The organism is Rugamonas apoptosis (assembly GCF_014042355.1).
Classification (GTDB): domain Bacteria; phylum Pseudomonadota; class Gammaproteobacteria; order Burkholderiales; family Burkholderiaceae_D; genus Rugamonas; species Rugamonas apoptosis.
The window spans coordinates 1-18,494 of record NZ_JACEZU010000006.1 but is presented as its reverse complement, the minus strand read 5'-3'; the positions used below and the strand labels follow the sequence as shown (position 1 = coordinate 18,494).

Sequence of the window (18,494 nt, the reverse complement as noted above, 5' to 3'; positions counted from 1 at the left end):
GCGGGGCGGCGCGTCAGGGCAGGGGCAGGCCGGCCTGGCGCAGCAGCTCGGCCGTTTCGAACAGGGGCAGGCCCATGATGCCGGAGTGGCTGCCTTCGATATGTTCGATGAACCGGGCCGCCAGGCCCTGGATGCCGTAGCCGCCGGCCTTGTCGTACGGTTCCTGGGTGGCGCAATAGGCGTCGATGGCCGCTTCGCTGAGGACGCAGAAGCGCACGTCCGACACTTGCGTCACCTGGCCGGTGAAGTCGGCATGGTGGACCGCCACCGAGGTCAGTACCTGGTGGGTGCGGCCGGACAGGCGCCGCAGCATGGCTTTGGCTTCGTTGGGATTGGCCGGTTTGCCGAGGATTTCGCCGTCGATGGTGACGGTGGTGTCGGCGCTCAGCACGGTGCGCGGGGTCAGGTGGCGCCGGTATTGCAGGTCGTAGGCGAACGCCGCTTTTTCGCGCGCCACGCGGGCCACGTAGACGGCCGGCGTTTCGCCCGACAGCACTTCCTCGGTCACGTCGGCGCCGCGCGGGCCGTCGCTGCGCAGCAGCAACAATTCGAAGTCAATCCCGATCTGGCGCAGCAGTTCGCGCCGACGCGGGCTTTTGGAGGCGAGGTAGATCTTCTTGTCGACCGGTTTCATTTTTTAATTATAGTAACGTCAGACCCGATGGTAAGGGTGGTTCTGCGTGATCGACCAGGCCCGGTACAGCTGCTCGGCCAGCATCACGCGCACCATGCCGTGCGGCAGGGTCATGCTGGAAATGCGGATCAAGCCTTCGGCGCGGGCCTTCAGTTCAGGATCGAGGCCGTCCGCGCCGCCGATCAGGAAGGCCGTGTCGCGGCCATCCTGCTGCCACGCTTCGAGCTGCTGGGACAGGCCGACCGAGGTCAGGTCCTTGCCGCGCTCGTCGAGCGCGATGATGCGCACCGATTTGGGCAGCACCGCCTCGATGCGCTCGCGTTCGAGCGCCATGGCGGTGGCGGCCGTCTTGCTGCCGGAGCGCTCAACGGGCTTGATCTCCTTGAGCACGATGCGCAGTTCCGGCGGCATGCGCTTGGCGTATTCAGCGTAGCCCGTCTCGATCCAGGCTGGCATCTTGTGGCCGACGGCCGCGATAATCAGTTGCATCGGCCCTTACTCGGCCACTTTCTTGATGCGCTTGATCACGGTCTTGGCCGGTGCTTCCTTGTCGGCGGCCGCTTTCGGGGCTTTCGGCTTCGGTGGCAGTTTTTTCAGTTCGGCGGCGGCGGCCGTGGCACTCTTGGTGGCTGCGACCTTGACCACTTTACCGGCAGGGGCGGCGGCCTTCTTGGCGGCTGGCTTCTTCTCGGCGGCTGGCTTGGCGGCCGCTTTCTTGGCCGGCGCCTTTTTCTCCACCACCGGGGTGGCTTCCACGGCGGCCTTGGAGGCGGCCAGGTGGCCGCTGGTTTTCTTCGGCGCCGCGTCGTCGGTCTTCTTGGCGCGCTTGGCGGCGCCCAGCTTGACGGGCTTGTCGCCCCAGATCTCTTCCAGGCGGTAGTAGGCGCGGATCGGGGCCTGCATGATGTGGACGATCATGTCGCCCAAGTCCACCAGCACCCATTCACCGGTGTCCTCGCCTTCCATGCCGTAGACGTTGCCGCCGGCGTCCTTGACCTTGTCGCGCACGGACGCGGCCAGCGCCTTGGTCTGCCGGTTGGAGGTGCCGGAGGCGATGGCGATGCGGTCGAACAGGCTGGTCAGGTGGGTGGTGTCGAACAGGACGATGTCTTGGGCCTTGACGTCTTCGAGGGCGTCAACGACGAGGGTTTGCAGTTTTTTGATGTCCATTTAGCTTTTGTATAAATTATGTTGTTCAATATAGTCTAGCACTCGCGGGGCGATAAGCGAATTCGCCTGCTCCCCCCGTTGTAATGCCGCACGTATCTGGGTGGCGGAGATATCGACCGCAAAGTCCTGTGCCAGATAAGTCAGACCGTGCGGGGTGTTGCGTATTTGTTCAGGGCTTCCCAGCCGTTGCGTGAATTGCGCCGCCACTTCCGGCGCCAGGCTGTCCAGCGCGAAGCCGGGCCGGGCCGCCACGCAGAAGTGGGCGTAGTCGAACAGTGCGCGCCAGTCGCGCCAGGTGCCGAAGTTCTGCAACTGGTCGGCCCCCATCAGGAAGGCGATCGACGCTTGCGGCCCCAGTTCCTGGCGTACCAAGCGCAGGGTGTCGATGGTGTAGGTCGGCTGCCCTTGTTCGCTGCGTTCGATTTCCTGCAAGTCCACCACGACGGGGAAGGGCTGGTCGGCGAAGGCCAGCCGCACCATGTCGGCCCGCTGGCGTGGCGTGGCCTGCAGCGTGGATTTCTGCCACGGGCTGCCGGCCGGGATCACGCGCAGCTGATCCGTTTGCAGCAAGTGGGTGAAATGGGCGCCAAGCGCGACATGACCGACATGGACCGGATCGAAACTGCCTCCCAGCAGTGCGATGCGGCGCGTCACGTCGTCAGCCAGTCCCGTGGCGGCAGGAAGTCCGTGTACAGCGCCGCTTCCGGCGTGCCCGCTTCCGGCTGCCAGTCGTAGCGCCACTTGGCCAGCGGTGGCATCGACATCATCATCGATTCCGTGCGGCCGGCGCCCGATTGCAGGCCGAACAGCGTGCCACGGTCGAACACCAGGTTGAATTCCACGTAGCGCCCGCGCCGGTAAGCCTGGAAATCGCGTTCGCGTTCGCCGTAAGGCTGGTCCTTGCGCCGTTCCAGCACCGGCAGGTAGGCCGTCAGGAAGGCGTCGCCCACGCTGCGCGTCATGGCGAAGCAGTGCTCGAAGCCGCCCGCGTTGACGTCATCGAAGAAGATGCCGCCCACGCCGCGCGCCTCGCGCCGGTGCTTGAGATAGAAATACTCATCGCACCACTGCTTGAAGCGTGGATGGAGGTCGGCGCCGAACGGTGCCAGCGCCGCGAAGCAGGTCTGGTGGAAGTGGCGCGCGTCTTCCTGGACGCCGTAGTAGGGCGTCAGGTCCATGCCGCCGCCGAACCACCACACGGGCGTGCCGTCGGCCGCGCTGGTGGAGAAGAAGCGCACGTTCATGTGCACCGTGGGCGCGTACGGGTTGCGCGGGTGCAGCACCAGCGACACGCCCATCGCTTCCCATGGCTGGCCGCCCAGTTCGGGCCGGTGGGCCGAGGCAGACGGTGGCAGTTTGGCGCCCTTGACGTGCGAGAAATTGCAGCCGCCCCGTTCGAACACGTGGCCTTCCTCGATCACACGCGTGATGCCGCTGCCGCCTTCGGGGCGGTCCCAGGCGTCGCGCCGGAACGGCGAACCGTCCAGCGTTTCGAGCGCCTGCACGATGCGGTCTTGCAGATCGAGCAGGTAAGCTTTGACGGCTTCAGGGTTGGGAGAAAGCGACATGAGGCGGTGCGGGGAAAAAAATCAAGGGTCGATTGTACCCGTTTGCACGTGTTTGTGATAGCAAAAAGAACCGGGGTCAGTTCCGGCAATCTGCCAAATCAAGAACCGAGAACCGGGGTCAGTTCCGGCGAGAACCGGGGTCAGTTCCGGCAATCTGCCAAATCATGGCGTGATGCCGGAACTGCCCCCTGTTTTGTTTGCGTGTTTTGGCACGATGCCGGAACTGACCCCGGTCTTTCGCGGTCTTTGGTTTTAATGCTTCAGGCCGCGCCAGCCGATGTCACGGCGGCACTGCATGCCGTCGAAATGGATCTGGTCGACCACGTCGTACGCCTGTTTCTGCGCCATCTTGATGCTGTCGCCCAGGCCCACCACGCACAGCACGCGGCCGCCCGTGACCTGCAACTGTTCGCCCACTTCGGCCGTGCCGGCGTGGAAGGTGACGGTTTCGGCCGTCTCGGCCGGGATGCCGTCGATCACGGCGCCCTTGAGCGGGGCGTCCGGGTAGCCGGCAGCGGCCAGCACCACGCCCACGGCCGTGCGGCGGTCCCATTCCAGTTCCACCGCGTCCAGCGTGCCGTTGACGGCGTGTTCCATCACGCCCAGCAGGTCGGTCTTCAGGCGGGCCATGATCGGTTGCGTTTCCGGGTCGCCCATGCGGCAGTTGAATTCCAGCGTGCGCGGATTGCCGGCCGCGTCGATCATCAGGCCCGCGTACAGGAAGCCGGTGAACTGGATCCCATCCTTGGCCATGCCGGCGATGGTGGGGTTGATGATCTCGCGCATCACGCGCGCATGCATGGCCGGGGTCACGATCGGGGCCGGCGAGTAGGCGCCCATGCCGCCCGTGTTCGGGCCTTCGTCGTTGTCTTTCAGGCGCTTGTGGTCCTGGCTGGTGGCCAGCGGCAGCACGTTCTTGCCGTCGCACATGACGATGAAGCTGGCTTCCTCGCCGGCCAGGAATTCCTCGATCACGATGCGGGCACCGGCGTCGCCGAAGCGGTTATCGGCCAGCATGTCGTCCACCGCGCGGTGCGCTTCTTCCAGCGTCATGGCGACCACCACGCCTTTGCCGGCGGCCAGGCCGTCGGCCTTGATGACGATGGGCGCGCCCATGGCGTCGATGTAGGCGTGGGCCGGGGCCACGTCGGAGAAGGTCTGGTAGCGCGCCGTCGGGATGCCGTGGCGGTGCATGAAGGCTTTGGCGAAGTCTTTCGACGACTCCAGCTGGGCCGCTTCCTTGGTGGGGCCGAACACTTTCAGGCCACGGGCGCGGAACAGGTTGACGATGCCGCCGGCCAGCGGGGTTTCCGGTCCCACCACGGTCAGGCCGATGTGTTCCTGCTCGACGAAATTGGCCAGTTCATGCAGGTCCGTGATGTTGACGTTGACCAGGCGCGCATCGCGCGCGGTGCCGCCGTTGCCGGGGGCCACGTACACCATCTGGATGCGTTCCGATTGCGCCAATTTCCATGCCAGCGCGTGTTCGCGGCCGCCGGAGCCGACTACCAAAATTTTCATCGTTCAATCCATAAAAGAGCGGAAAACGGCGGCCAGTGGGCCGCCGCGGGGGATTGTTGCCGGGAGGACTATCAGTCTTCGATCAGGGCGTTGGAATAGACTTCCTGCACGTCGTCCAGGTTTTCCAGGGCGTCCAGCAGTTTTTGCATCTTGACCGCGTCGTCGCCCGTGAACACGGTTTCGGTGGCGGGCTTCATGATGATCTCGGCCACTTCGGCCTTGAAACCGGCCGCTTCCAGCGCGTCCTTGACGGTGGCGAAGTCGTGCGGTGCGCACAGTACTTCGAAGCCGCCTTCCTCGTCGGCCACCACGTCCTCGGCGCCCGCTTCCAGCGCCACTTCCATCAGCGCGTCTTCGTTGGTGCCGGGTGCGAACAGGAACTGGCCGCAGTGCTTGAACATGAAGGACACCGAGTTTTCCGTGCCCATGTTGCCGCCGTTCTTGTTGAAGGCGTGGCGGACTTCAGCCACGGTGCGCACACGGTTGTCGGTCATGCAGTCGACGATGATGGCGGCGCCGCCGATGCCGTAGCCTTCGTAGCGTACTTCCTCGTAGTTGGCGCCGTCATCGCCGCCGGTGCCGCGGCTGATCGCGCGCGCCACGTTATCCTTGGGCATGTTGGCGTCGGCCGCCTTGTCGATGGCCAGGCGCAGGCGCGGGTTGGCGTTGACGTCACCGCCGCCCATGCGTGCGGCAACCGTGATTTCCTTGATCAGTCGGGTCCAGATTTTGCCGCGCTTAGCGTCCGTCGCGGCTTTTTTGTGCTTGATATTGGCCCATTTGCTATGTCCAGCCATGTTCAGTCTTCCTTAGGCGGTGAGTCCGTGAGGGCGGTATTTTAGCATATCGCCGTCCCGCCAAACCGCCCCGGCCGCCCAGCCCGGCGTGCTAGGATTGTAATATTGCTAAAATAGAGTGCGTGCTCGGTTTCTTGTAGGCATCAAGTCACACGGCCATGCTACGATTTTAAATTCCGGTACATTTCGAACAAGAGGGGACATATGGACAGAAGGCAGTTTCTCAAATTTAGCGGCTTCATCACCGTTTCCGTGGCCAGCACCGGTCTGGTCGGTTGCGGCGGCAGCAGCTCCCCGGCCGCGGCCAACTTGCCGGCCGCCACAGGCGCCGGCTGGAAGTTCCCCCAAAGCGTAGCCTCCGGCGACCCCCGTCCCGACAGCATCATGCTGTGGACCCGCGCGCTGCCAGCGGGCGCCGACAGCGTGGCCGCCGCCGCGTCCGGCAACGACGTGAGCATCCGCCTGGTCGTCACCGCCACCGACAATGCCTCCCTGCTGGGCAGCAACGCGGCCCTGGCCGGTGCCCTGCTGGTGGACGAGAAACTGCCGCTGCAAGCCCAGTTCGACAACACGGTGCGCCACAAGGTCACGGGCCTGACGGCTGGCACCACCTATTTCTACCAGTTCGTGGCCGGTGACGTGCGCTCCAACGTGGGCCGCTTCAAGACCGCGCCGGCGGCCGACGCCGACGTCAGCCAGCTGCAATTCGCCTACATGACCTGCCAGGACTGGAGCATCAACCACTGGGGCGCCATGAGCAACATGGCCACCGAGAACCTCGACTTCATCGTCCACCTGGGCGACTACATCTACGAAACCGTGGGTGAAACGTTCCAGGTCGGCGCCGTGGAAACCCGCCACGACCAGCTGGTGCTGCCGGACGGCGCCTTCAAGAGCGGCACCTCGGGCGCCAAGTACGCCACCACGCTGGCCGACTACCGCTACCTGTATAAGAAATACCGCACCGACAGCCGCCTGCAGGCGCTGCATGAGCGCTTCGCCTTCATCGCCATCTGGGACGACCACGAGTTCTCGGACGATTGCTGGCAGGATGCGGAAACCTATGAAGGCACGTTCAACGCCGACGGCAGCGATTTGCACCAGCCGGCCCGCCGTCGCAACGCCAACCAGGCCTGGTTCGAATACATGCCGGCCGACGTGAGCCTCGATACGGCCTCGACCAGCTTCCAGAACATCAAGATCTACCGCGACTTCCAGTTCGGCAAGCTGATGCAACTGGTGATGACCGACGAACGCCTGTACCGCGCCGACCACGTGATTCCGGAAGCGGCCATCAACCCCGCCACCGGCGTGGCCGTGGGCAGCATCGGCGCCCGCTACCTGGTGCCGCAGGACGTGTTCAACAGCGTGGAAGCGCAGAAGATGGCCGGCGGCGTGCAGATCGGCGCCGATCCGCTGAGCATCGTCGGCATGCTGGGCACCACCCAGCGCCAGTGGTGGATGGACAAGATGAAATCGGCCACCTCGACCTGGAAGCTGTGGGGCAATGAAGTGTCGCTGCTGCGTATGGGCCTGAACGGTGTGGACGCGATCGCCACCCTGTTGGCGCTGGGCGCCGTGCCAACCCTGGCCTCGACCATCGGCTCGACTGCTGCCGCCGTGGGCGGTAACCTGCCAGTGGCCGCAGCCATCGTGGCCGCCTCCACGGCTGGCGCCACCGCCGCGATCGCCCAGGCCGCCGCCATGGCCATCGCCGGCGCCGGCAGCAGCGCCGCCGCCCAAGGCGCGGCCGCCGTGGGCGCGGGCTTGACGACGGCCCAGGCCGGCATCACCGTGGCCGCCTACAACGCCGCCGTGGCCGCCGCGCCGGCTGGTGCCGCCGCCCAGGCTGGTTCCGCAGCGCAGGTGATCGCATTCGGCTGGATCAAAGCCGACATCCAGGCCCATAAAGCGGATTCCGTGTTCGTGGCCGCGTCCGGCAAGAAAGCCGCGCTGGCGCCGTTCTTCACCCGCTTCCTGGTCAACTGCGACCAGTGGGACGGTTACAACAGCGAACGCAAGGCGCTGATGAGCCACCTGAAGACCAACAACATCAGCAACGTGGTGGCGCTCACGGGCGACATCCACGCCTTCTTCGCCGGCACCGTCAGCGACGACTTCGACGCGGCCAACGGCGGCACGCCGGTGATGGTGGACCTGGTCACGGCCGGTATCAGCTCGGACTCCTTCTTCACTTACCTGAAGGCGGCCGCGGCTGCGCTGGGCGACATCAGCACCCTGGTGACCTACCCGGTTGCCGTGCCGGTGCCGGGCGTGGGCACGTTGAACCTGGACTTCGACCTGCTCGACTACACCATGGGCAAGGCCGCGCCGACCGTGGACGGCTTGCTGGACCAACTGCGCGTGCAACTGCGTGGCGCGCTGGCGGCCAAGGGCTTGCCGGAAGTGCAGCTGGATCCGACCGTCGCCGCCGTGATGGCCGGCCTGAAGGCCAGCAGCGCGTTCAGCGTCAACCTGCTGGCGCTGGCCCAGCAGCTGGCGTCGTTGGGCAACAACCCATGGCTCAAGCACGTGAACACGGATGCCCAGGGCTACACCGTGGTCACCCTGACCCCGGGCAAGCTGACGGCCCAGTTCAAGCAAGCCAACAAGCTGGTGGGCAGCAACGCCCCAGCCAATGTGGTGGCACGCGTGACCACCGCCACCGTCACGGCCGGTAGCGCCGCCGTCGCCATCAGCTAAGCGACAGCGACAGCGCCAGCCGAATCGGGAACAGAAAATCGGGGACGGACCCCAATTTTCGCTATGCGGAAATTGGGGTCCGTCCCCGATTTTCGTTGGTGGCAAGCGATGTTGCCGGTTTGCCTTTACAATTCCCGCATGGATAACAACCCGACTGCCTCATCTTCCGCGCCCAATGCGCGCGCCGCCTTCCTGGGCGGGTTGGGATTGGCCATCGGTGGGGCCGTGCTGTTTTCCACCAAGGCGGTGGTGGCCAAGCTGCTGTACCGCCACCATCTGGACGCCGTCACCCTGATCGCGTTCCGCATGCTGTTTTCGCTGCCCGTGTTCGCCGTCATCGCACTCTGGCAGATGCGCCGCGGGCCGCCGCTCTCCAACGCCGACCGCTGGCGCCTGGCGGCGCTGGGCCTGCTCGGCTATTACCTGTCCAGCTTTCTCGATTTCCTCGGCCTGCAATACATTTCCGTCGGCCTGGAACGGCTGATCCTGTTCCTCACGCCCACTTTCGTGCTGCTGATGACCACCGTGTTCCTGCGCCAGCACATCCGGCGCGCCCAGTGGCTGGCGCTGGTCACGTCCTACGCGGGCATTGTGCTGGTGTTCCTGCACGACTTGCGCGGCGGCGGCAACGTGGCGCTGGGGGCGGTGCTGGTGGTCGGCTCGGCCATCTCCTACGCCGTCTACCTGCTGTTTTCCGGCGAGATGGTCAAGCGGCTGGGCTCGCTGCGGCTGGTGTCGTACGCCATGTGCGTGTCCAGCGCGGCCTGCATCGGCCAGTTCTTCATCCTGCGCCCGGCCGCGTTGCTGGTGCAGCCGGCGCCCGTGTACTGGCTGTCGCTGGTGAACGGCTTGCTGTGCACGGTGATGCCGGTGTTTATGACCATGATCGCCGTGGCCCGCATCGGCGCCAGCACGGCCTCGCAAGCCGGTATGATAGGCCCCGTTTCCACCTTGTTCCTCGGCGCGCTGATCCTGGGCGAGCCGATCACCTCCTGGCAGCTGGCCGGCACCACGCTGGTGCTGGCGGGGATTTACCTGCTGTCGAAGAAGTAGCCTTACCTTGTCTTTCACCCCAACCTTGGATCACGCTATGAAAACCCGCATCGCCCTGATTGCCCACGACAAGAAAAAAGACGACATGATCGCGCTGGCCACGGAATACCGCGACTTCCTCGCCACGTGCTCGCTGGTGGCCACCGGTACCACGGGCGGCCGTCTGGTCAACGAAGTGGGGCTGCAGGTGGAGCGCAAGCATTCCGGTCCGTTCGGCGGCGACTTGCAGATCGGCTCGCTGTTGGTGGAAGGCATGATCGATTGCGTGATCTTCCTGCGCGACCCGATGACGCCGCAGCCGCACGAACCGGACATCAACGCGCTGGTGCGCGCCTGCGACGTGCACAATACGCCGTGCGCCACCAACATGGCGTCGGCACATCTGGTACTGTCCCAATTGCAGCTGCGCGCGCAGCCTTGAACCTGATCACCATACGGAGGCCGGCATGACGAAAGTGATACAGATGACCCGCACCGGCGGGCCGGAAGTGATGGAGCTGGTCGATGTGACGCTGGCGCCGCCCGGCCCCGGCGAAGCGCAGGTGCGGCACGAGGCGATCGGCGTCAACTTTATCGACGTGTATTTCCGCACCGGGCTGTATCCGCAGCCGCTGCCGGCCGGGCTGGGCATGGAAGGGGCGGGCGTGGTGGAGGCGGTTGGTCCCGGCGTCACCCACGTCAAGGTGGGCGACCGCGTGGCTTACGCGGGCCGGCCCATCGGCTCGTACGCGCAGGCCCGCAACATGCCGGCCGCCGCGCTGCTGGTGCTGCCCGAGCATATTCCGTTCGAGACGGCGGCCGCCATGATGCTGCAAGGGCTGACGGTGCAGTATCTGTTCCACCGCACGGTGGCGCTCAAGGCGGGCGACACCATCCTGTTCCACGCGGCCGCCGGCGGCGTGGGATTGATCGCCTGCCAGTGGGCGCGGGTGCTGGGCGTGAACCTGATCGGCACCGTGGGCTCGGACCAGAAGGCGGCGCTGGCGCGGGCCAACGGCGCGGCCCACGTCATCAACTACAACACGGAGAACTTCGTGGAGCGGGTGCGCGAGATCACGGGCGGCAAGGGCGTGTCCGTCGTGTACGACTCGATCGGCAAGGATACCTTCACGGCTTCGCTCGATTGCCTGGCGCCGCTGGGCATGATGGTCAGCTTCGGCAACGCGTCCGGCCCGGTGCCGCCGTTCAGCCTCAGTGAGCTGGCGTCGCGCGGTTCGCTGTTCATCACGCGGCCTTCGCTGATGAACTACACGGCCAAGCGGGAAGACCTGGAAGCGGCGGCAACGTCGCTGTTCGGCGTGGTCGGCAGCGGTGAAGTGAAGGTGCCGGTGCACCAGCGCTACAACCTGGCCGACGTGGCGCAAGCCCATATCGACCTGGAGTCGCGCAAGACGATGGGGTCGTCCATCCTCTTGCCTTGAACGACCCGGTAACGCTTATTTGACGGCGGGCGGCGCTTCCTTCTGCGCCGCCGCCGGCACGGCTGGTGCTTCGTCTTCCAGCATTTTCGCATCGATCTTCAGCTCGACCTGATGCGGCACGCCGCTCTGGCCGGGGAAGCCGGTGAACGCGCTTTGCACCAGCGCCGGCATCACATGCGGCGTGGCCTGCACCCGGCTCACGTTGTGCACGGTGACGTCGTACAGCTTGCGCCCCGTATCCGAATTGATGGTGATGTTGAGCTGACGCTCGTACTGGTGGCGCACACCTTCCTCCACTTCCATCGGGCCGTAGAACATGGGGTCATAGAAGAATGGACGGTAGCCGTAGCGATGGTAGGGGTAGCGGCCCCAGCCTGGTCCCCAATACGGGCCGGGCCAGAACGGGTCGGTGGCCATCAGCACGCGGATCGGCTGGTCCACGGTCTTGAAGCGCATCCCCACCAGCAAGCCGGCGTGCACGCCGTCGGCCGCCTGTTTGAAGCCCAGTTTGCCCAGCTCGTTGCTGACCAAGACTTGATAGCTGCGGTATTCCAGCGTGTCCTCGTTGGGCGGTGGCGCGCTGAACACGTAGGCTTTGTTGTGCAGGTCCGCCGGCCAGTCGTTGAAAGCGGTCACGTCGCTACGTATGGTCGTCGCGCAGCCGCTCAACAACAGGGTGGCGGCAGCCGCCACTATGGCGAAAGATTTCATGACGTTGCCCTTCCACAATGAATGTTCCATCATTCAGTCTACGACGAAGTTGTCGTTAGCGCATGATTATTACAGAATGTTACCGGCGGAGGGAAACCTGCAACTTATCCACGTTCCCATCGGTCAAAACGTCTCGCGCCGGGCCCGGTATTGGTAAAATAGCCCCTTGATCCCGCCTCCTACCAGAGCTCCCATGCGCACAGACAGCAGCCCCCAGACCATCTTCCGCAAGGATTACACCGCGCCAGCCTACCTGGTCGACACCGTCGAACTGGGCTTCGACCTCGATCCGGCCCGCACCATCGTCGCCAACCGCATCACCCTGCACCGCAATCCGGCCAGCAAGAGCCGCGACATTGTGCTGCACGGCGAGGAAATCGAACTGGTGCAAGTGCGCCTGAACGGCAAGGCGCTGACGGCCAGCCAGTACCGGCTCACGCCTTCGTCGCTGACCATCCCCAAGGCCCCGGCCGACGTGGTGCTGGAAATCGAAACCCTGTGCGCGCCCGTGAAGAACACCACCTTGTCGGGCCTGTACGTCTCGAACGGCAATTTCTTCACCCAGTGCGAGGCTGAAGGCTTCCGCCGCATCACCTATTTCCCCGACCGTCCGGACGTGATGGCGAAATACACGGTGATGCTGCGGGCCGACAAGCAGTTGTACCCCGTGCTGCTGTCGAACGGTAACCTGATCGAGGAAGGCGACTTGGGCGACGGCCGCCACTACGCCAAGTGGGAAGACCCGTTCAAGAAACCGTCCTATCTGTTCGCGCTGGTGGCGGCCCGCCTCGTATGCCAGGAAGAGCGCTACACGCTCAAGTCCGGCCGCGAAGTGCTGCTGCAGGTGTGGGTGGAGGAGGGTAACCTCGACAAGACCGACTACGCCATGCAGTCGCTGAAGAACTCGATCCGCTGGGACGAGGAACGCTTTGGCCTGGAACTGGACCTGGACCGCTTCATGATCGTCGCCGTGGGCGACTTCAACATGGGCGCCATGGAAAACAAGGGCCTGAACATCTTCAACACCAAGTACGTGCTGGCCAATTCGCGCGTGGCGACCGACGTCGACTACGCCGGCATCGAAGCGGTGGTGGGCCACGAATACTTCCACAACTGGACCGGCAACCGCGTGACGTGCCGCGACTGGTTCCAGCTGTCGCTCAAGGAAGGCCTGACCGTATTCCGCGACCAGGAATTCTCGGCCGACATGATCGGCACCGACACCGGCCGCGCCGTGACCCGCATCGACCAGGTGCGCACGCTGCGCCAGGCCCAGTTCCCGGAAGACGCCGGCCCCATGGCGCACCCGGTGCGGCCCGACTCGTTCGTCGAGATCAACAACTTCTACACGGTGACCGTGTATGAAAAGGGCGCCGAAGTGGTGCGCATGTACCAGACCCTGTTGGGCCGCGACGGCTTCCGCAAGGGCATGGACCTGTACTTTGAACGGCACGACGGCCAGGCCGTGGAATGCGACGACTTCCGCGCCGCCATGGCCGACGCCAACGGCCGCGACCTGACCCAGTTCGAACGCTGGTACAGCCAGGCCGGCACCCCCGTGGTGACGGCCAGCACGCGCTACGACGTGGCCGCGCGCTGCTACGAGATCACGCTCAGCCAGCACTGCCCGGCCACGGCCGGCCAGCCGGACAAGCTGCCGTTCCACATCCCCGTGGCCGTGGGCCTGCTGGACGCGAACGGCAAGGACTTGTTGTTGCGGCTGGAAGGCGCACCGTCGCCCAAGCACGCGCCCACCACCGTGGTGCTGGAACTGACGGAGGCCACGCAAACCTTCCGCTTCAAGGGCATCGACCAGAAGCCCACGCCATCGCTGCTGCGCGGCTTCTCCGCGCCCGTGGTGCTGGAATACGACTACACGGACGCCGAACTGCTGCACCTGTTCAGCCACGACAGCGACCCCGTCAACCGCTGGGAAGCTGGCCAGCGGCTGGCCATGGAACGCCTGCTGGTGCTGACCAGCGCCGTGGCCGCCGGCGACACGCTGGCGCTGGACGACACCTTCATCGCCGCCTTCCGCAACGTGCTGACGGACGACACGCTGGACCCGGCCTTCCGCGAACTGGCCCTGATCCTGCCGTCGGAAACCATCATCGCCGAACAGGTGCCGGTGGTCGACCCGCAAGCCATCCATGGCGCGCGCCAGTTCATGCGCCGCACCATCGGCGCCGCGCTGCGCCCGGAACTGCTGGCCCAGTACCACGCCAACCAGACCCCCGGCGACTACAGCCCGGACGCCGTCTCGGCCGGCAAGCGCGCGCTGAAGAACCTGGCGCTGGCCTACCTGCTGATCGCACCGCAGGATGCGGACCTGGCGCTGGCCCGCCAGCAGTTCGAACAAGCCACCAACATGACCGACCGCGCCGCAGCGCTGGCAGCCCTGATCCACAGCGGCGCCGACGCCAGCGCCAGCCTGGCCAGCTTCTACGCCGACTTCGAACAGGAAGCGCTGGTGGTCGACAAATGGTTCGCCATGCAGGCCGCCGCCCCCGGCACCGACGTGGCGGCCGTGCGCCAGCTGATGCTGCATCCCGCCTTCACGCTGAAGAATCCGAACCGCGCGCGCAGCCTGCTGTTCAACTTCGCCAACGCCAATCCACCGCAGTTCCACGCGGCCGACGGCAGCGGCTACGACTTCTGGGCCGAGCAGGTGATCGCGCTCGACAAGATCAACCCGCAAGTGGCGGCCCGCCTGGCGCGCAGCATGGACCGCTGGCGCCGTTACGTGCCTGCGCTGCAGGTGCACATGCGCCATGCGCTCGAACGGGTGGCAGCGCGCTCCAAGCTGTCCAACGACGTGCTGGAAGTGATCAGCAAAGCGCTGTCCAACTAAGTATTTTGACTGAGTATTTTGACTAAATAAGGGAATCCATGAAACGCATCAGCCTCACGCAATACCTGGTCGAAGAACAGCGACAAAACAACACGATCCCGGCCGAACTGCGCCTGCTGATCGAAGTGGTCGCGCGCGCCTGCAAGACCATCAGCCACTCGGTGGGCAAGGGCGCGCTGGGCGAAGTGCTCGGCACGGCCGACACGGAAAACGTCCAGGGCGAAGTGCAGAAGAAGCTCGACATCATCTCCAACGAAATCCTGCTGGAAGCGAACGAATGGGGCGGCCACCTGGCGGCCATGGCGTCGGAAGAAATGGAATCGATCCACCCGATCCCGAACCGCTATCCCAAGGGCGAATACATGCTGCTGTTCGATCCACTGGACGGCTCCTCCAACATCGACGTCAACGTCTCGATCGGCACCATCTTCTCCGTGCTCAAGGCGCCGGAAGGCATGGGCGAACCGACCGAGGCCGACTTCATGCAGGCCGGCAGCAAGCAAGTGGCCGCCGGCTACGCCGTGTACGGCCCGCAGACCATGCTGGTGCTGACCACCGGCCATGGCGTGAACTGCTTCACGCTGGACCGCGAGATGGGTTCCTGGGTGCTGACCCAGCGCGACATGCAGATTCCGGCCAAGACCAAGGAATTCGCCATCAACATGTCCAACATGCGCCACTGGCACCCGCCCGTGCAGCGCTACGTGCAAGAGCTGCTGGCTGGCGACACGGGCCCGCGCGGCACCAACTTCAACATGCGCTGGATCGCCTCGATGGTGGCCGATGTGCACCGCATCCTGAACCGCGGCGGCATCTTCATGTACCCGGCCGACCTGCGCGACACGTCCATGCCGGGCAAACTGCGCCTGATGTATGAAGCGAACCCGATGGCCTTCATCGTCGAGCAGGCGGGCGGCGCGGCCACCGACGGCAAGCAGCGCATCCTCGACATCGCCCCGCACAAGCTGCACCAGCGCGTGCCCGTGTTCCTGGGCTCGCGCGACGAGGTGGCGGTGGTGACGGGCTACCACCAGGGCTGACCGGCCGCATAGCCCCGTATAGCCTATTGTGCGCCCGATGCAATGATGATTTTTCAATGTCTCGAATTATTTTGCATCGGGGACTAGCGGATAGGGAGAATTGTTTGTTAGAATGTGGGCCTTCGCCGCTTTAGCTCAGTTGGTAGAGCAGTTCATTCGTAATGAAAAGGTCGCCAGTTCGATTCCGGCAAGCGGCACCAGAACTCAGCAATAAGTAGTACCAAGAAGTATCAAAACCCGCTCCTGTCATAGGGAAGCGGGTTTTTTGTTGTCTTCGAAAATCCGTCGGCGTACCATGAAATCTCCGACAAATGAGGGACAAAATTGGCGTCAGGTCCCTCACACAGAGCTTAGGTCCCTCAAATGTCCCTCAATCGGCGCCAGGTCCCTTCGGGAGGCAGCCATGCCACTCACCGATCTTTTCATACGGAAACTCAAGCATTCCGGGAAGCCGAGCGGCGACAAATACAACGATGGCCGCACCTTATATTTGCTTATCAAAGAGGCAAATAAGTACTGGCGGATGAATTACCGCTACAAGGGCAAGCACAAGACTCTGGCCCTCGGCATCTATCCCGAAGTCTCTCTGGCGGAGGCGCGCGAGTTATGCGCCGATGCGCGCAAGCTGCTGCGCGCAGGTGTCGATCCGAAACCGAAGAAGCCCGATCTGAGTGAGCTACAGGACGACATCGAGAAAAACACCTTTGAGGCATTGGCGCTGCAGTGGCTGGCCAAGATGGCGGTCAGCCGACGCGCAGCAACGCAAGAAAAGGTGCAGGCCTGGCTGGAGCACGATCTCTTTCCCTTCATTGGCTCCATGCCGGCAGCCGCCATCAGGCCGCGCGATATCCTGGGCGTGATCCAACGCGTCGAAGCGCGCGGCGCCATCGACTCGGCTCACCGCATGAAGCAGGTGTGCGGCCAGATCCTGCGCTATGGCGTGGCGATTGGCTGGGTGGAGCGTGATGTGACGCCAGATCTGAAGGGTGCTTTGGTGGCGATACCACGCACTAACTTCGCCGCCATCACCGAACCGAAGGAACTAGCGGTTCTGCTGCGCTCCATATACGCCTACAACGGCCATATCGTCGCGGTGTCGGCGTTAAAGCTCACCCCCATGCTGTTCGTGCGTCCGGGCGAATTGCGTGCCGCAGAATGGCCTGAATTCGATCTGGATGCGGCCGAATGGCGTATCCCTGCGGCGAAGATGAAAATGAAGCTGGAGCACATGGTTCCTCTGCCCACACAGGCAGTGGAGATCCTGCGGGAGTTGTATCGCGTGACGGGACACGGGAAGTTTGTCTTCCCTAGTCTGCGCACCGAGCAAGCCTGTATGAGCGAGAACACCATCAATGCGGCCTTGCGGGGCATGGGTTTCTCGAAAGAGGTGATGACCGCACATGGCTTCCGCGCGACCGCGCGAACCATACTTGATGAAGTGCTGAATGAGCGCGTGGACCTTATCGAACACCAGCTGGCGCACCGCGTCATCGATCCAAACGGGCGTGCCTACAATCGCACGGCGCACCTTCCAGCGCGCAAGGCGATGATGCAGCGCTGGGCCGACTACCTCGATAAGCTGCGTGCTGGCGCCGACGTCATTCCGATCTATCCGTTGCCCGGCGGTGGGCAGGCTTAATTGCTGCCCCACGTTTGGTGTCGTGGCATTCGACCTGTATGGAGGCCTGGTAGGCCGGGCCGCGCTGCGCTATGCGCGCATCCAACCACTGCATCACATCATCCTGCAGCCAGCCCACAGACCGTGCTGACAGCTTCACCTGTGCAGGGAAGGCGTGCAGCTTGATCTCCCGGTACAGCGTGGCGCGTGAGAAGCCGCACAATTGCAGTACTTCGCGTATGCGCATCAAGCGGCATGTTCCCGGTATGAGTTTATTGGTGTCCACACTTATCTCCTTATCGAAAGGTCTTCTCAATAAGGTAAGACCTGCGCGGTTGTAAGCGTTTGAGGGAACGCTATGGGATATGACATGGGCCTATGGGTATCGCACGAAGCGTTGAGTTTGCTCAACGCTGCAATTTGGAAATTGGTTGTCGGTTTTCATTGCCCAGTCAGGAGGGCGGGGTGGTGGCTACTGCGTTGCATATTTTGCATCTACTGGCTTGGTGAGTATTCTCTCTGGTTTGCGTTCAACTTTTGCCTATTTTCACGATCCGTGAATTTCAGATTTTCTTGAAAACGACCAAAATTCTTCATGAAATGTGAAAATTCACGTAACGTGAAAACTGCGGAAGATTGAATGGCTCAGTTAAGGAATACCCTGGAAACAGACGAAGCCGCGATGGCGATGCTCTCCAATGCACTCGAGGCGCTGGGGGCGAGCACAGGCCTTAAAGGGACTGTAATGGAGCTTCGGCCAACGGTCTCCGCTGAATATTCGCATGATTCCTGCCGAAGATTCTTCCTGCAAAACTGTAACCACATCGCGCTCAAAATTGCCGCTCAGCCGCAAGGAAATCGTAAGCGCCAATTCTTCCCCCTTCTAGCGCAGTCACATGCAAAGTGCCATCATGCATCGACCATGCGGGATTCCCATTGCTCATTAACAATTCGAATGCTATGCCCCCTTGCACCAAGGCTCCATGCCGCTAGTCGTGCAAGGGGGCGCACTACAAGGAGAGCGTCCGCTGAGGCTGTCGCTCTATTTCCGACTAGACTCCGCAACCGAATTAAACAGCTCAAGGCGAGCTGCGACACTTGCATCATCCTCGCCTGGCAGGGAGCCTGTAAGAGCCATGCGCTCAAGATCGCGTTTCTTAGGCAATCGGAACCCCATGCCTTCGCAATGGATTAACACCCATGCATGCTGATACATATAGAATTTTCTGAGTGGCTCGCTCACGTTGGCTGTACTGCCTGCGCACAACGTAATGAATGCAGCTGATCTTGCCCCCGTATAGCCGGACACAGCCTATCGCTTAGTTAGCGCCGTTTTCCTGAGCCCGGCGCGCCAGCTCCCTCCTGAACATGCGAGGCGATTTCAACTTCAACGATGAATGCGGATGA

16 protein-coding genes and 1 tRNA gene are annotated in these 18,494 nt (G+C 63.5%); 8 read left to right on the top strand and 9 right to left on the bottom strand.

All coding sequences use genetic code 11. The features are described 5' to 3' along the window. Positions 1–13 precede the first annotated feature (13 nt). The 7 genes from H3H39_RS12965 to H3H39_RS12935 form a co-directional block, all read right to left on the bottom strand. A complete protein-coding gene (locus H3H39_RS12965) occupies positions 14–634 on the bottom strand; it encodes a Maf family protein (RefSeq protein ID WP_182153820.1) in 621 nt (206 codons plus the stop codon). Positions 635–652: 18 nt separating this feature from the next. Continuing rightward, positions 653–1,123, bottom strand: a complete 471-nt coding sequence (gene rlmH, locus H3H39_RS12960) for a 23S rRNA (pseudouridine(1915)-N(3))-methyltransferase RlmH (protein ID WP_182153819.1) — start codon at positions 1,121–1,123, stop codon at positions 653–655. Positions 1,124–1,129: 6 nt separating this feature from the next. Next, positions 1,130–1,804 carry a ribosome silencing factor gene (gene rsfS, locus H3H39_RS12955; protein ID WP_182153818.1) on the bottom strand — a complete coding sequence of 225 codons (675 nt, stop codon included), beginning with the start codon at positions 1,802–1,804 and terminating at the stop codon, positions 1,130–1,132. Further along, positions 1,805–2,458: a nicotinate-nucleotide adenylyltransferase gene (locus H3H39_RS12950; RefSeq protein WP_182153817.1), complete on the bottom strand. Its 654-nt coding sequence runs from the start codon at positions 2,456–2,458 to the stop codon at positions 1,805–1,807. It lies immediately after the preceding gene. After that, on the bottom strand, positions 2,455–3,372 hold the full coding sequence (hemF, locus tag H3H39_RS12945) for an oxygen-dependent coproporphyrinogen oxidase (protein ID WP_182153816.1): 918 nt from the start codon (positions 3,370–3,372) through the stop codon (positions 2,455–2,457). The genes H3H39_RS12950 and hemF overlap by 4 nt, the downstream gene beginning before the upstream one ends. Positions 3,373–3,624: 252 nt before the next feature. Then, a complete protein-coding gene (purD, locus tag H3H39_RS12940) occupies positions 3,625–4,893 on the bottom strand; it encodes a phosphoribosylamine--glycine ligase (RefSeq protein WP_182153815.1) in 1,269 nt (422 codons plus the stop codon). A gap of 71 nt (positions 4,894–4,964) precedes the next feature. Next, entirely contained in the window at positions 4,965–5,690 is a 726-nt protein-coding gene (locus tag H3H39_RS12935) for a YebC/PmpR family DNA-binding transcriptional regulator (protein ID WP_182153814.1), read from the bottom strand. Positions 5,691–5,894: 204 nt separating this feature from the next. On the opposite strand from H3H39_RS12935, the gene H3H39_RS12930 reads away from it, so the two are divergent. From H3H39_RS12930 to H3H39_RS12915, 4 genes are all read left to right on the top strand, one after another. Further along, positions 5,895–8,393, top strand: coding sequence for an alkaline phosphatase D family protein (locus H3H39_RS12930; RefSeq protein WP_182153813.1), 2,499 nt, complete (start codon positions 5,895–5,897; stop codon positions 8,391–8,393). 138 nt (positions 8,394–8,531) lie between these two features. Further along, a complete protein-coding gene (locus H3H39_RS12925) occupies positions 8,532–9,446 on the top strand; it encodes a DMT family transporter (protein ID WP_182153812.1) in 915 nt (304 codons plus the stop codon). Between the two features lie 37 nt (positions 9,447–9,483). Beyond that, the gene (locus H3H39_RS12920) at positions 9,484–9,867 is read left to right on the top strand and encodes a methylglyoxal synthase (RefSeq protein WP_182153811.1); all 384 of its coding nucleotides are present in this window, start codon (positions 9,484–9,486) and stop codon (positions 9,865–9,867) included. A gap of 25 nt (positions 9,868–9,892) precedes the next feature. Beyond that, positions 9,893–10,867, top strand: coding sequence for a quinone oxidoreductase family protein (locus H3H39_RS12915; RefSeq protein ID WP_182153810.1), 975 nt, complete (start codon positions 9,893–9,895; stop codon positions 10,865–10,867). Positions 10,868–10,882: 15 nt separating this feature from the next. On the opposite strand, the gene H3H39_RS12910 is transcribed toward H3H39_RS12915, so the two are convergent. Beyond that, a complete protein-coding gene (locus tag H3H39_RS12910) occupies positions 10,883–11,578 on the bottom strand; it encodes a DUF4136 domain-containing protein (protein ID WP_182153809.1) in 696 nt (231 codons plus the stop codon). A 193-nt stretch (positions 11,579–11,771) separates the two neighbouring features. Between H3H39_RS12910 and pepN the strand changes: the two genes are divergently transcribed. The 4 genes from pepN to H3H39_RS12890 all read left to right on the top strand — a co-directional run bounded on the left by pepN (position 11,772) and on the right by H3H39_RS12890 (position 17,108). Beyond that, entirely contained in the window at positions 11,772–14,429 is a 2,658-nt protein-coding gene (pepN, locus tag H3H39_RS12905; protein ID WP_182153808.1) for an aminopeptidase N, read from the top strand. Positions 14,430–14,467: 38 nt separating this feature from the next. Beyond that, positions 14,468–15,469, top strand: coding sequence for a class 1 fructose-bisphosphatase (locus H3H39_RS12900; RefSeq protein ID WP_182153807.1), 1,002 nt, complete (start codon positions 14,468–14,470; stop codon positions 15,467–15,469). 124 nt (positions 15,470–15,593) lie between these two features. Then, positions 15,594–15,669: transfer RNA gene (locus H3H39_RS12895), tRNA-Thr, on the top strand. Between the two features lie 203 nt (positions 15,670–15,872). Next, entirely contained in the window at positions 15,873–17,108 is a 1,236-nt protein-coding gene (locus H3H39_RS12890; RefSeq protein ID WP_182153806.1) for a tyrosine-type recombinase/integrase, read from the top strand. Here the strand turns inward: H3H39_RS12890 and H3H39_RS12885 are convergent. Then, a complete protein-coding gene (locus H3H39_RS12885; protein ID WP_182153805.1) occupies positions 17,068–17,373 on the bottom strand; it encodes a helix-turn-helix transcriptional regulator in 306 nt (101 codons plus the stop codon). The genes H3H39_RS12890 and H3H39_RS12885 overlap by 41 nt on opposite strands. Positions 17,374–18,494 lie beyond the last annotated feature (1,121 nt).